Source organism: Sulfitobacter albidus, assembly GCF_018200035.1.
In the GTDB taxonomy this organism is placed as follows: domain Bacteria; phylum Pseudomonadota; class Alphaproteobacteria; order Rhodobacterales; family Rhodobacteraceae; genus Sulfitobacter; species Sulfitobacter albidus.
This window is the reverse complement of the sequence record NZ_CP073581.1, coordinates 703,264-716,724: the sequence shown is the minus strand read 5'-3', so window position 1 is coordinate 716,724 and position 13,461 is coordinate 703,264. Positions and strand designations below refer to the sequence as shown.

Annotated in this window: 13 protein-coding genes and 2 pseudogenes; 7 read left to right on the top strand and 8 right to left on the bottom strand. The window is 65.7% G+C overall.

All coding sequences use genetic code 11. The annotated features are described in order from the left end of the window. Positions 1–609 carry a carboxymuconolactone decarboxylase family protein gene (locus KDD17_RS03410; RefSeq protein WP_212705284.1) on the bottom strand — a complete coding sequence of 203 codons (609 nt, stop codon included), beginning with the start codon at positions 607–609 and terminating at the stop codon, positions 1–3. A 118-nt stretch (positions 610–727) separates the two neighbouring features. Between KDD17_RS03410 and KDD17_RS03405 the strand changes: the two genes are divergently transcribed. Both KDD17_RS03405 and KDD17_RS03400 read left to right on the top strand, forming a co-directional pair. Continuing rightward, entirely contained in the window at positions 728–1,615 is an 888-nt protein-coding gene (locus KDD17_RS03405; protein WP_212705283.1) for a DMT family transporter, read from the top strand. Positions 1,616–1,680: 65 nt separating this feature from the next. Then, entirely contained in the window at positions 1,681–3,099 is a 1,419-nt protein-coding gene (locus KDD17_RS03400; protein WP_212705282.1) for a glycosyltransferase, read from the top strand. Positions 3,100–3,102: 3 nt separating this feature from the next. Here the strand turns inward: KDD17_RS03400 and KDD17_RS03395 are convergent, their stop codons facing one another. Beyond that, positions 3,103–3,783, bottom strand: coding sequence for a dimethylsulfonioproprionate lyase family protein (locus KDD17_RS03395; protein WP_431358136.1), 681 nt, complete (start codon positions 3,781–3,783; stop codon positions 3,103–3,105). A gap of 198 nt (positions 3,784–3,981) precedes the next feature. Here KDD17_RS03395 and parE point away from each other — a divergent pair, with 198 nt between their 5' ends. The 5 genes and pseudogenes from parE (at position 3,982) to KDD17_RS03370 (ending at position 8,431) form a co-directional block, all read left to right on the top strand. Then, complete coding sequence (gene parE, locus KDD17_RS03390) at positions 3,982–5,946, top strand: DNA topoisomerase IV subunit B (RefSeq protein ID WP_212705280.1); 1,965 nt, start codon at positions 3,982–3,984, stop codon at positions 5,944–5,946. Next, entirely contained in the window at positions 5,939–6,409 is a 471-nt protein-coding gene (locus KDD17_RS03385) for a GIY-YIG nuclease family protein (RefSeq protein ID WP_212705279.1), read from the top strand. Before parE ends, KDD17_RS03385 begins: the two co-directional genes overlap by 8 nt. Before the next feature lie 456 nt (positions 6,410–6,865). Then, the gene (locus KDD17_RS03380; RefSeq protein ID WP_212705278.1) at positions 6,866–7,267 is read left to right on the top strand and encodes a PaaI family thioesterase; all 402 of its coding nucleotides are present in this window, start codon (positions 6,866–6,868) and stop codon (positions 7,265–7,267) included. A gap of 41 nt (positions 7,268–7,308) precedes the next feature. Then, positions 7,309–7,988 (top strand): annotated as a pseudogene (locus KDD17_RS03375) (hypothetical protein). A gap of 29 nt (positions 7,989–8,017) precedes the next feature. After that, the gene (locus KDD17_RS03370) at positions 8,018–8,431 is read left to right on the top strand and encodes a DMT family transporter (RefSeq protein WP_212706137.1); all 414 of its coding nucleotides are present in this window, start codon (positions 8,018–8,020) and stop codon (positions 8,429–8,431) included. Between the two features lie 56 nt (positions 8,432–8,487). On the opposite strand, the gene KDD17_RS03365 is transcribed toward KDD17_RS03370, so the two are convergent. From KDD17_RS03365 to KDD17_RS03340, 6 genes and pseudogenes are all read right to left on the bottom strand, one after another. After that, entirely contained in the window at positions 8,488–9,468 is a 981-nt protein-coding gene (locus KDD17_RS03365; RefSeq protein ID WP_212705277.1) for an Ldh family oxidoreductase, read from the bottom strand. A gap of 26 nt (positions 9,469–9,494) precedes the next feature. Continuing rightward, positions 9,495–10,178: an ABC transporter ATP-binding protein gene (locus tag KDD17_RS03360; RefSeq protein WP_212705276.1), complete on the bottom strand. Its 684-nt coding sequence runs from the start codon at positions 10,176–10,178 to the stop codon at positions 9,495–9,497. Continuing rightward, positions 10,171–11,456, bottom strand: a pseudogene (locus KDD17_RS03355) (lipoprotein-releasing ABC transporter permease subunit). The gene KDD17_RS03360 and the pseudogene KDD17_RS03355 overlap by 8 nt, the downstream one beginning before the upstream one ends. A gap of 62 nt (positions 11,457–11,518) precedes the next feature. Then, positions 11,519–12,010 carry an NUDIX domain-containing protein gene (locus KDD17_RS03350; RefSeq protein ID WP_254796879.1) on the bottom strand — a complete coding sequence of 164 codons (492 nt, stop codon included), beginning with the start codon at positions 12,008–12,010 and terminating at the stop codon, positions 11,519–11,521. After that, entirely contained in the window at positions 12,007–12,501 is a 495-nt protein-coding gene (locus KDD17_RS03345) for a DUF2937 family protein (RefSeq protein WP_212705275.1), read from the bottom strand. Before KDD17_RS03345 ends, KDD17_RS03350 begins: the two co-directional genes overlap by 4 nt. Then, a complete protein-coding gene (locus tag KDD17_RS03340) occupies positions 12,498–13,436 on the bottom strand; it encodes a serine hydrolase domain-containing protein (RefSeq protein WP_212705274.1) in 939 nt (312 codons plus the stop codon). The genes KDD17_RS03345 and KDD17_RS03340 overlap by 4 nt, the downstream gene beginning before the upstream one ends. Positions 13,437–13,461: the final 25 nt, after the last annotated feature.

Below are 13,461 nucleotides of genomic sequence, written 5' to 3'. Positions count from 1 at the left end.
TCAGCGGTGGTTCCAGTCGTCGGGGTCGGCGTTGTTGCCGGGGCTGAGGCCGATGTCGTCGCCTTCCGTCGAGCAGCCAAGCCCCAGAACGGTGCGGTTGGCGTAGCTGAAATAGGCGGTGACCTGGTTGATCTCGAGAATGCGGCCATCGTCCCAGCCGGCCATGCGCAGCGCCTCTACGTCGATCTGCGCCATATCGGCGGGCGCCTCCGTCAACCTTTGGGCGTAGCGCATCGCCGCCTGTTCGCCCGCCGTAAGCGGCATCGCGGCGATGTCGCGTGCGTCAATCGCCCTGCGCAGGGCGTCGGCGCGGGCATCGTCGTCCATCAGGCGTTTCATACCCGCAAAATGATGCTGCACACAGTAGTCACACCCGTTGAGCGCGGAGACCCAGACGCCCAGTGCTTCGAGAAACCATTTGGGGACTTCATTGGCCGAATGATGCAGCACGTATTTATAGACCGCCATATGCGCCTCCATCGTGTGGGGACGCAGGGAGTGCATCTGCATGATGTTGTCGACATTGTTGCCCGGGCCGGTCACGCGCTCGTAGAGTTGGCGCAGCTTGCCTGTTGCGGCGTCGAAGGGGATGGTTTTGATCCAGGCCATGGCGGGCTCCTGTTGGGGTGGGGGCAGAGTGGGGCAATCGGTGCGAGGCCGCAAGCGGGCGGTTGTGGCGGCCTTGGCCTGCGCCTAGGGTGCGGCAACGTCTTTGAGGATCACCGACATGCCGACCTCCCCCACCCTGACGGGATACCTTGCCGCCTGGGTGATCGTGTTTGTCTGGGCGTTCTGGCTGATCGTGAGCCGCGTGGCCGAAAGCTCGGGGCTGACGATCTATGATCTGGCCGCGCTGCGCTACGGGCTGGCGGCCTGTGTCGCCCTGCCGATCTGTCTGATCTGGAAGCCCTGGCGGGGGATGAGCCTGATCCGCACGGCGGTGATCGCGTTCATCCTGGGGCCGGTCTATATCCTGTGTGTCTTTGCGGGGTTTCTGTTTGCGCCCGCGTCCCACGGCGGGATTTTCATGAACGGGGTGTTGCCGCTGTTCAGCATCGGGTTTGGGCTGATCCTGTATGGCCTTGTGCCGGGGCGTCGACAGCTCATTGGTGCGGGCGTGATCGCCGTCTCGGCGGTCGTGCTGGTGTGGGAGGCCGGGCAGCTTGGGCTGGCCGATGCGTGGATCGGGGATCTGTTGTTCCTGATCGGGGCCGCGTTTTTCTCGGTCTATGTGGTGCTGTCGGAACGCTGGCAGATCGGACCGCTGCAGATCCTGTGGTGCGGGACCGTCATCAATGCCGCGATCTATCTGCCGATCTGGGCGCTGTGGCTGCCGTCGGGGCTGGCGGAGGCGCCGGTGGGGCCGCTGATGTTGCAGGCGGTCTATCAGGGGTTTGTGCCCAATCTGATGGGGCTGTTGCTGATCGCCCATGCCTCGCGCCGGATCGGGACGGGTAACACCGCCTCGATCCTGGCGGCGGTGCCGGGGATGGGCGCGGTGCTGGGCGCGCTGATCCTGGGCGAGCGGATTGGCGGGATCGGGATTGCCGCATTGGTGCTGCTGACGGTCGGTCTGCTGATCGCCGTGCGGCGCGTGCCGCCGCAGGCCGCCTGAGACTTTGCGGCGCGGGAGCGGGCGGGATATGCTTGCGGCACCTGGATACAGCCGAAAGAGCCACGATGATCCCCGTCTACAGCCTGTTTGAGCGGATCGGTCTGGGCGGCGGCGGGAAGGTGCGCGCGGTCATCGCGCGCATGAATGCGCTGGCGGAGGATCCGGCGTTTGACCCGGTGTTGCTGGCGCTGGAGCATGGCCCCCGGCAACGTCTGAACTTTGCCACCTTGCGCGCGCGGGGGGTGCTGCACCCACGGGTGCGGTTCGAGAGCCTGCCGGACGCCTGCCTGCCCGCCGCTCGTGCCGCGGGGGTCCGGGTGGAAGATACCGCCGTGCCCTTTGACGACAAGCGCATGCAGGGGCGCAAGATCACCTACACGCAGGCAGGCCAAACGGTGATGACCGACCGCATCCGCGACAGCCCCGTGGGCACGCTGACCCGGCGCAGCATCGCGTGCGACGACGGCACCCATCTGGTGCACCTGCGCGACGGTCTGGCGGAGCAGCGCCTGCGCCGATACGGCGACGGCACGGTCGAGGTGACGGATTACGCCGAAGGGCTGCCGATCCGATGGCTCAAGACGCATGAGGACAGGTTTGCCGTGGCCAGGAACCTTGTCACCGGGCAGATTTGCCGGATGCCGCGCATCTTCATGCGCAACGTCTTCAAGCTGGTGGATTGGACCGAGCGTGTGGTGTTTTTCGACGGCATCACCTCGGCTTATCTGGCGGACTCGGCCAAAAGGCGGGCGTTGTTTCTGCACGCCGATCATCGGGGGCCGGACGGGCGGATCGTGCCGCGTTCGCGGTTTTTGATAGAGAATTTTCAGGGCGAGATGATCCTGACCTCGACGCAGGTGCACAAGCGACGACTTGAGGCGGATCTGACCCCCGCCGCACCGCTGCGCGTGGTGCCCCATTTCTGCGAAGCCGCAGCCACCGCCCCCCTGCCCCGGCGTGATCTGGTCACCGTCTCGCGGCTCGATCTGGCGGGCAAGCCTATCGACGAAAGCATCGCCGCCTTTGCCGCGATCATGGAGGCGTTCCCGCAGGTCGATTACGTCATCTACGGCGAGGGCACGGGCCGCGCGGCGCTTGAGCGGCAGATTGCGGATCTGGGCTGTGGCAGCCGGATCCGGCTGGCGGGCTACACCGATACGCCCGAAGCGGTGTTTCGCGGCGCGCTTGCCGCCGTCTATCCCACGCTGACCGAGGGGTTTGGCCTCGCCATCCTCGAAGCGCTGGCGGCGGGTTGTCCGGTGATCAGCAACGATGTGGATTACGGCCCGCGCGAAATGATCGTGCCCGGCCACAACGGAGAGCTGGTGCCCCCCGGCGACATCCCCGCGCTGTCGGACGCGCTGGCCCGCGTGCTGCGCGCGCCTGAGCGCTACGGTGCGGCGACGCAGGACGGGCTGGAGCGCTACGGGCGCGCGGCCTATATCGCCAACTACGCCCAAGTGGTGCGCGATCTGGCGCGCTAGGCGCTATTTGCGCGTGCGGGTAAAGACCATCTTCTGGTCGCGCAGATCCTCGCGGCTGCCCATCCACGCATAGGCCAGCAACGCGGGCTCACGCTTGCCCACGGTGATGCGGTGCAGATGCTCGGGCGGGTTGTAGATCATCGAACCGGGCACATAGACGCCCTGATGGTTCTCTGACACAGCGCCCGACAGGCAGACATAGCTTTCGGTGATGCCGCTGTGCGCGTGCGCGGGATAGGTGCAGCCGGGCGCGAACAGGACGACGCCCAGAATGATCTCTTCGCTGACGATGGGGCCGTTGAAGCCCGCCAATTCCGCAAAGGCGTAGTTCTGTTGCAGCCCCTTGGGCACCTTTTCGTAGCCGTATTGCCAGCTGAGCAGCGGCGCGATGGCGTCAAGTGCGCGCACGGCCGGCGCCAGCGTGCCCTGCCGCCCCTCGCTGAGCGCGCGGCGCAGATGGGCGGTGACGGGTTTCGACGATTGCGGTTGCAGTGCCACGGTCGCGTTGCGTTTGAGCAGACGGCTGATCGCCTCGCGCACTTTGCGCTGGTGGCTCGCGATGCGGTCCGATCCGCCGGCGGGCAGGTAGCGATACAGCTCGTCGTATTCCTGAAGCATGTAGCGCCAATCGGGCACATCGCGCAGGGTTGGCAGGGCGGCGGGATCTTGGGAGATGTCGTTCACGGGAAGCGCTCCATGCGTGTCTGTGGCGGCACGTATCATGCGCGCGATGTTTGGCAAGCCCGTTGAGGCCCGCGCGGGCGCGCTGCGCAAAATTGAGGCACGCGCCCGGCGCATAAAGCTGTGGATGAATCGCGCGGCCACATTGCGCAGGGCGTCCCTGCCTGCCAGAATACGGCAACCATAAAAGTGAGCGGTGCAATGAACGATCTTCTGTCAGGCAATGAGCCGGATACGACCTATGACGCGTCCTCCATCGAGGTGCTGGAAGGGCTGGAGCCCGTGCGCAAGCGCCCCGGCATGTATATCGGCGGCACGGACGAACGCGCGCTGCATCACATGGTGGCCGAGGTTCTCGACAACTCGATGGACGAGGCCGTCGCGGGCCACGCCAACCGCATCGAGGTGGAGTTGCACGAGGATTACAGCCTCACGGTACGCGACAACGGGCGCGGCATCCCGATCGATCCGCACCCCAAGTTTCCGGATAAATCCGCGCTTGAGGTGATCCTGTGCACGCTGCACGCGGGCGGCAAATTCTCGGGCAAGGCCTATCAGACCTCGGGCGGTCTGCACGGGGTGGGCGCGTCGGTGGTCAATGCGCTCAGCGACAGCATGGTCGTGCAGGTGGCGCGCAACAAGGAGCTGTATGAGCAGCGGTTTTCGCGCGGCCTGCCCCTTGGCCCGGTGGAAAAGATCGGCGCGGCCCCGAACCGGCGCGGCACCACCGTCACCTTCCACGCGGATGAGCAGATTTTTGGCACGCACCGGTTCAAGCCCGCGCGGCTGTTCAACTCGATCCGCTCAAAGGCCTATCTGTTCTCGGGCGTGGAGATCCGTTGGAAATCGGCCATCACGGACGGGGAAACCCCCACGGAGGCCACGTTCCACTTCCCCGGCGGTCTGGCCGATTATCTGAGCGAGACGCTGGGCACCTCGACCACCTACGCCGATGCCGCCTTTGCCGGGACCGTGGATTTCAACGAGAAATTCGGCGAGGCGGGCAAGGTTGAATGGGCAATCAACTGGACGCCCGCGCGCGACGGCTTCATCCAGAGCTATTGCAACACCGTGCCCACGCCCGAGGGCGGCACCCATGTGGCGGGCTTTTGGGCCGCGATCCTCAAGGGGATCAAGGCCTACGGCGAGCTGTCCAACAACAAGAAGGCCGCGCAGATCACCCGCGAGGATCTGATGTCGGGGGGCTGTGCGCTGGTGTCGTGTTTCATCGCGGATCCGGCCTTTGTGGGTCAGACCAAGGACCGGCTGAGCACCGAAGCCGCGCAGAAGATGACCGAAGGCGCTGTGCGCGATCACTTCGACAACTGGCTGGCAGCGGATACGAAATCCGCCGGTGCGATCCTCGATTTCCTCGTCCTGCGCGCCGAGGAACGCCTGCGCCGGCGGCAGGAAAAGGAAACCGCGCGCAAATCGGCCACCAAGAAACTGCGCCTGCCCGGCAAGCTGACCGACTGCACGTCAAAGGACCGGGCGGGCACGGAATTGTTCATCGTCGAGGGGGATTCGGCCGGCGGCTCAGGCAAGGGCGCGCGCGACCGCAAGACGCAGGCGCTCTTGCCGCTCAAGGGCAAGATCCTGAACGTGCTGGGGGCGGCGTCGGGCAAGCTGAACACCAACGCCGAAATCTCGGACCTGTGCGAGGCGCTGGGCGTCGGCATGGGCACCAAATTCAACCTCGACGATCTGCGCTATGATAAGATCATCATCATGACCGACGCGGATGTGGACGGCGCGCATATCGCGGCGCTGCTGATGACGTTCTTCTACACCCAGATGCGCCCGATGATCGACGCAGGCCACCTGTACCTGGCCTGCCCGCCTTTGTATCGCCTGACGCAGGGCGCGCGGCGCGTCTATGTGGCCGATGACGCCGAGAAAAACGCGCTGCTGGAGAAGGGTTTGGGAGGCAAGGGCAAGATCGACGTGCAACGCTTCAAGGGTCTGGGCGAGATGGACGCGAAGGATCTCAAAGAGACCACGATGGACCCCGCCACCCGCAAGCTGATCCGCGTGACAGTGGACGAGGACATGCCCGGCCAGACCGGCGATCTGGTGGAGCGCCTGATGGGCAAGAAACCGGAGCTGCGTTTCCAGTATATTCAGGAGAACGCGCGGTTTGTGGATTTGGAGGAGATGGATGTTTGAGGGGCGGAGCTACGAAGACTACACCCGTGCTGCGCCGACACTATTCAAACAACTAGTTGAGAGCGATTTACGTCCTTTCAAAATCTCGACCTATGATCGAAAAATTCCCGGAATTTATATTCTCTACGAAAATGGTTCCCCTGTGTACGTCGGGCGAACGCGCAATCTTCAGGGAAGGCTAAGGGCTCACGTAACCAAGAGCCATAATTCAGCGTCGTTCGCACTGAAGCGGACCCGAAGCCTTCACCCAGAGATCAGAAATGCTTCTTACTCCGGTACTAATAGTCGGAAAGAGATAGTGAAGCACCCAGTATATGGGCGAACTTTTGAACTGCAAATTGCCGCGATTAAGGCAATGCAATTTCGCTTCATTGAAGTCGCCGACCCGATTGAGCAATATTTCTTGGAGCTTTTCGCGACGATGGAACTTCGGCTCGATATTTCTGGTTTTGATACTCACTGAGTTTTTCTGTCTTTAGACTAGTCCAAGGACCAGAAGGCACTATCCAACAAGAAGGGCAGCCCCCGACCGCGGGTGGGGGCCAAAGCCCCCGCCGTTTTGCCGGAGGCAAACCTGCGGTTTGACGGGGGCGGTCGGGGGCTGCCCGGCCTGCGTCCGGGCGGGCGTTGTCTTGAAGGTCGGTGGTAGGCGTCACACCATCCAAGTCGCTGCAGTGACACCCCAGACCATCATCAATCCGGCAAAGCCCACGAAGGTCGGTATGATTACTTTCAGCATTTCAAGTCTCCTTTCCGGCGGGCCTTTGGCCTCGCGGTGCGTGCCGCGCGGCCTCTTGCCGCTGCGATCCTCATAGACATGGCTGCGGCAGGGCGTCGCAGCTAGGGGCGCAGGCTTCACCTTTGATCGCCCCTGCGCGAGCGGCTTGTAACATCGCGCCTCAATGGGCAGTCTGGCGGGATGGATGTATCGACCGCGCAGGACTTTCTGGATCGCAACTTTGCCCCATGGGTGCTGGCGCTCTCGCCCACCGTCACGGAGATCGGGCCCGCGCGCACGGTGCTGCGCATCCCTGTCACGCCGGCGATCAACCGCACGGGCGGGATCGTGTCGGGGCAGGCGTTGGCCGCGCTGGCGGATACGGCCATGGTGATGGCCTGCGGCGGGCATTTCGGGGAGATGGTGCCCGTGGGGACCGTCACGCTCGACACGCAATTCCTGCGGCCCGGCAGTGGCGACGCGCTGCGCGCCGAGGCGGAGGTGACGCGCGCGGGGCGCAGCATGGTCTTTACCCGCTGCACCATCGTGGCAGAGCCGTCGGACAAGGCGGTCGCACTCGCCACGGCCACTTTCGCACGTTGATTTGACTTGCGCGGCCGCGCGCGCTGGCCCCTAATGCGGTCATGCGCTTTGCCCTCCTTCTCCTGCTTTTCCTCGCCTCTTGCGGGCGTCCGCTGACCGAGACCGAGCGGGCCTTTGCCCGGGGTATCCACGGGGAGACGCTGAATTACGACTCCGTGCGCCTGCACGACGGGGCGCCGGTGCGCGCGGTGACGTTCCAGCGCAAGCCGCGCCCGCGCACGACCTGCCGCGAGCAGATCTTTCCGCCCCATCCGCCCGAGACGGTGACGGTCACCACCAAACCGGCGGCGGTGGCGCTGTTCAACACGGTGCTGTTCGACAAGGATTGGTACCTCGACGACTATCTGCCGGATTTCCCGGACCGCGTGGGGCTGGTCGCGTCGATGCTCTTCGCACATGAGCTGACCCACGTATGGCAGTGGCAAAACCGCAAGCTGACGGGCTACACCCCCTGAAAGCCGCGACAGAGCATAGCCCCGGCGGCGATCCCTACCTGTTTGAGCTCACCGACCAGAAATTCCTCGATTTCGGATACGAGCAACAGGGCAGCATCGTCGAAGAGCTGGTATGCTGCCGCGCGCTCAATCCGCAGGCGGCACGTACCAAACGGCTGCATGCGCTGGTGAGCCAGGTGATGCCGGTCGCCCCCCTGCCGCAAAGCCCGGCCTATGACGTCGGCCTGCCGTGGGACGGGGTCGATCTGGACACTATCTGCACGTGAGGGAGCGCGCCGTGCACTACGCGATCATCATGACGCTGGCGGGGATCGGCATCCCGATCCTCGCCGCACTCAACGCCGCATTGGGCGCGCGCATCGGATCGCCCGCCGCGGCGGCGACGGTGCTGTTCGTGGTGGCCTTTGCCACATCACTGGCGGTGACGTTGGTGGTGGGCACCGGAGGGTTTGCGCGCATGGTGAGCGCGCCTGCGCATCTGTTTTTGGCGGGTGCGCTGATCGCGTTCTACGTGCTCAGCATCACCTATATCGCGCCGCATTTCGGGATCGGGAACGCGGTGTTCTTTGTGCTGCTGGGGCAGCTGATTTCGGCGGCACTGATCGATCAGTTCGGCCTGTTCGGCGCGCAGGCGTCACCGATCAGCGCCACCCGCGCGGGCGGCATCGCGGTGATGGCCGTGGGCGTCTGGCTGACACAGCTGCGGTAGGCGCCGAATTTTTCGAAAAATTCGGACCGGAATTTTCGAAAATTCCGGCTAGCGCCTCAGCCGTCCGCGAGAGAGGTGATGAGATCCCATGTCGCATCGCCCACCGCCACCGGATCGGCGGGTTTGCGTCCCTGCCCCGGCATGCGCGCGCCCTCGTCCTGTGCCACGCTGGCGGCCAGCGCCTGCACCTTGTCGCCAAAATCGCTGGCCGCCGTGGGGTCGATCAGCACGTAGTATTGGCCCAGATCATGCGGCGCGCCTTCGGGCGCTTTCAGGGGTTTGACGTCGCGCGACAGCACCGATCCGGTCATCGCCGCCGCCAGCACCTCTGCCATCAGCCCAAAGCCCCAGCCCTTGTAGCCGCCCATCGACACCAATGATCCCTTGATTGCGGCGTCGGGGTCGGTCGTGGGGTTGCCCTCGGCGTCGAGCGCCCAGCCCTCGGGGATGCGCTCTCCGGCGGCTTTGGCCATGGTGATCTTGCCCAGTGCCACGGTGGTGGTGGATTGGTCGAACATCATCGCGAGCCCGCCCTGCCCGTCCGGCACGGCAAAGGCGATGGGGTTGGTGCCGATTACGCGCGTCTTGCCGCCGGGGGCGGCCACGATGGGCGAGGCGTTGGTCAGCCCCAGCCCGATGAACCCCGCGCGCGCGATCTGTTCGGTGAAATAGCCCAGCGAGGTGCAGGTATGCGCGTGCGCCACGGCCAGCGTGGCCACACCACATTCGCGCGCGGCCTCAAGCGCCAGCGGCAGCGCGTGGGTGAACGCCGGCTGGGCAAAGCCAAAGCCTGCGTCGACGACAACCGTGCCGGCCCGCGGACGGGAGACCTCGGGCGTGACGGTGCCGTTCACCCGGCCCGTGCGCAGCTGCTGGCAGTAGCTTTCGACGTAGTAGAGCCCGCAAATCTTGTTGCCATAGCTTTCGGCCACCCGCACGGCGCGGGCGACTTCGGCGGCCTGAAAGGGGGCGGCGCCATGGGCTTCGAGCGCGCGTTGAACGGTGGTCTCAATCGTATCGAGGGAGAGATTGGGCATGGGGCGCTCCTTGGCATCAAAGGGGATCAGGGGCTGGTCAGATGCCCCTGATCGAGGCGGATCTGGCGATCCATCCGGGCGGCGAGGTCGAGGTTATGGGTGGCGATGACCGCCGACAGGCCGGTGCCGCGCACCAGCGCCATCAACGCATCAAATACGGTGTCAGACGTGGCGGGGTCGAGGTTGCCCGTCGGCTCATCCGCGAGCAGCAGGCGCGGCTGGTTGGCGAGCGCGCGGCAGAAGGCGACGCGCTGTTGCTCCCCGCCCGACAGGGCGGCGGGGCGGTGACCCGCGCGGGGGCCGACGCCCACGCTTTCCAGCAGGTCGCGCGCGCGGGTCTCGGCGGCGGCGCGCGGGGTGCCATTGGCCAGCTGCGGCAGCACGATGTTTTCAGTGGCGGTGAATTCGGGCAGCAGGTGGTGGAATTGGTAGATGAATCCCACATCCGCGCGGCGCACCTGCGTGCGCGTGCGGTCGCGTGCGCGCGACAGATCACGGCCCGCGATTTCGACCGTGCCCGCGTCCGGCGTATCGAGCAGACCCGCGATATGCAGCAGCGTGGATTTACCCGCCCCCGACGGCGCCACAAGCGCCACGACTTCGCCCGCAGCAACGCTCAGATCAATGCCGCGCAGTACAGTCACCTCATTGGGCAGCCCGTGGTTATAGCCCTTGGTAATGCCGGCAAGGCGCAGGATGGGATCACTCATAGCGCAGCGCCTCGACGGGGTTCATGCGCGCGGCCCGGCGCGCGGGAAAGATCGTGACGACAAACGACAGCCCCAGCGACAGCGCCACGGCTGACAGCACATCGCCCAGCTCAAGCTTGGCCGGCAGGAAATAGATCCCCCGGATCGAGGCATCCCAGGCGGTCCCCCCGACAGCCAGTTCACAAAGCCAAAGATCTGATCGACATAAAGCGCAAAGAGGCATCCCAGCACCACGCCCAGCGCCGTGCCGATGATGCCGGTGAAGGCCCCGCAGATGAAGAACACGCGCAGCACCGATACTTCCGACAGCCCCATCGTGCGCAGGATGCCGATGTCGCGGCCCTTGTTCTTGACCAGCATGATGAGGCCCGACACGATGTTCATCGCCGCGATCAGCACGAGGATAGACAGGATCACGAACATCACGTTGTCCTCGATATCGAGCGCATTGAGAAAGCCCGAGGACGCCTCGCGCCAGGTCCAGATCAGCCCGGTATCGCCCGCCGCCGCCAGGATCTGCGGGGCGAGCGCGTCGACGTTGTCGGGGTCTTCGACCATCACCTCGATCTCGGTCGCGGTACCTTCGGCGTTGAAATAGCTTTGCGCCTCGGCCAATGGCAGATAGGCGCGGGTGCGGTCGATGTCGTAGCGCCCGGCGGTGAAGATATAGACGACCTCGTAGCCATTGACGCGGGGCGAGGTGCCGAACGCCGTCTTGACCCCATCGGGGGAAATCACGCGGATGATGTCGCCCACCTGCGCGCCCAGCTCGCGTGCTACGCCCGAGCCGATGGCGATCCCTTCAGAGAAGCGCCCCAGATCGCCCTGCGCCGATTGCGGATCGGCGATGCGCGGGATGGTGGCGAGGTTTTCCGCCGTGATGCCGTAGATCTCGACGCCCGCGTTATTGCCCCCGCGCGTGGCCATGACCTGCCCGCGCACCAGCGGGGCGGCGCGGGTCACGCCGTCGATCGCGGCCAGATCGGCGGCCAGCGCGTCGTAGTCGCGGATCGCGCGGTCGACGCTGCCGTTGGGCTGCACGATCCCCATCTCGTAGACGGTGACATGGGCGTTGGCGCCGAGGATCGTATCGACGAACTCCGCCCGAAAGCCCGAGCGCACGGCGAGCGTCGCGATCAGCGCAAACACCGCCAGCGTGATGCCAATGAGGCTGATCCACGTCATCACACTCACGCCCCCTTCGGCGCGGCGCGCGCGCAGGTAGCGCCAGGCGATCATCCATTCAAACGGGGCAAAGGGGGCGGTGCGGCCTTGCATATGCGGTCCTTGGCTAAGCTGGGCGCAAACTGGCGCGCGGGGCGGTCGGGGTCAAGATGTGGCTAGCCCATCTGGAAGGTGCCGGTGACGCGGAACCGCTGCCAATGGTCGAACGTGGGCCGTTCGGGCGTCGCGAAATCAAGGCCGGGCACGGCGTCGGGGGTGATCCAGTCGAACGCCCGCGCCTCGCCGTCGCGGGCCACCGGCGTCTGGTCGCCCAGCGCGCTGTGCACCAGAAGGGTGATGTACTGCACGGTGTCGCCGTTGGGGTAGGTGTGCGTCTCGATCGTCGGGTCTGACGCAAGCCCGAAGGGCGTGGGCGCGATCAGGCGCAGCCCGGTCTCCTCGCGCAGCTCGCGGGCGGCGGCGTCGAGCAGGCTCTCGCCCAGCTCCATCCCGCCGGCAGGCAGGCCCCATTTGCCGTCATCCGCCCGGCGCAGGATCAGAAAACGGCCCTGCGCGTCCTCCACCAGCACGCGCACGCCGCCGCTCATCAGCGGAGCAGAACCCACGTGCGCACGCAGGCGGCCCAGGTAGCTGTCGGTAAAGCTCATGCCGACCGGCGGCGCCGGAAGGGCCAGCGCAGCAGGCTGAGCACAAATCCCAACACCAGCGTGCCCAGCACAAAGCCGACACCGGCAAAGCTGAGGCCCGCGAAATTGGCGGGCACCGCGGGTTGATAATCCGCCCACGCGGCGCGGGCGATGTCGCTGTCGGTCAAGCGCGCGGCGTGATAGGCGCGCATGAACGGCCCCTGTCCGCGCAAGGCCGCAAGATCGGCGCGCAAGGCCTCGTAGCGGGTGATCGTGCGGGTCATATCGGTGCGGCGACGTTCGAGAAATTCGGTGCCTTGCAGTTGGGCCAGCGCCTCTGCCCGGCTGAGCCCTGCGGCCTGCGCCGAGGCGTCAAAATCGGCGACCACGGTTTCGAGCGCGTCGACCGCCCCGCCCAGACGTTGCGTGTATTGCTGAGAAAACTCAGGGAATTGCGAGGTGGCGACCGCCCCGCTTACCCCTCCGGCCAGAACCAGCGCACGGGCGATCATTGCGGGTAGACCACGGCGACGAGTGCCGCGTCGAGCGCGCGCATGGCGTCCCACTCGACACAGGCATCATAGGTCACAACGGCGCCCCATCGGTTTTGCCACTGAACGGCATAGCTGCCCGCCTCGACCCGGCCGGGCAGGCACCAGGCGCCGAAATGCCAGTGGTTTACGTGATCCTGAACAGAGCGAAAGAACATGCCCATCCCGTAGCGCGCCCCGCCGCCTACGTCGATGGAAATCGCGCCGCCGCTCGCGTAGCGGCCCTTTGGCCCGAACCAATGGGCGTGAAACCGCGCGTAGTCGGCTGGCGACATGGCCCAGCCGCCCCAGGGAAGCATCCCGCCCATCACAGGCGCTGCGCGGGCGTCGCGCACCCCGGCGGGATCCAGCGCGCGGAGACGGCAGGCGTCCTCGTATGGGGTGGCCAGCGCGGTTTCGATCATCTCGCCGAGGATGGCGTAGTTTTCGTTGTTGTACTGGTAGCGCCCGGCGCCATCGCGGGCGCGGTTCAGCGCCACCTCCGTCACGATCCGCTTGCGCGGCGCGGCGGAGGTCATCCACAAAGGCGTCAGCCTCTGCGTGCTGTCGGGCATCAGCCCCGCACTATGGGTAATCAGATCGGCCACGGTAATCCCCTCGTGGCCAAATCCCAGAACCGCGGCCGAGGTGGTGCGCGCGCTCCACATCCCTTCGTCGATGAGCGTGCCTGCGCAAACGGCGGTGATCGCCTTGCTGAGGCTCGCCATGTCCACGCGCCGCGTGCTGTCTGCATCGGTGGGCTGCACCACGCCGCGCTCTGTCACAGCAATCGCAAGCCCCGGCACGTCATAGTCCTCGGCCCATGCGCGCGCCGCATCCGCCAACGCCTGCGGCGTGTCAGAGAGGGCGGCGCTGGCGGTCAGCGCCTGAAGGGCCGCGAGAAGGTATCGTATCATGCGCGCAGGGTAGCGCCCGCGCCCG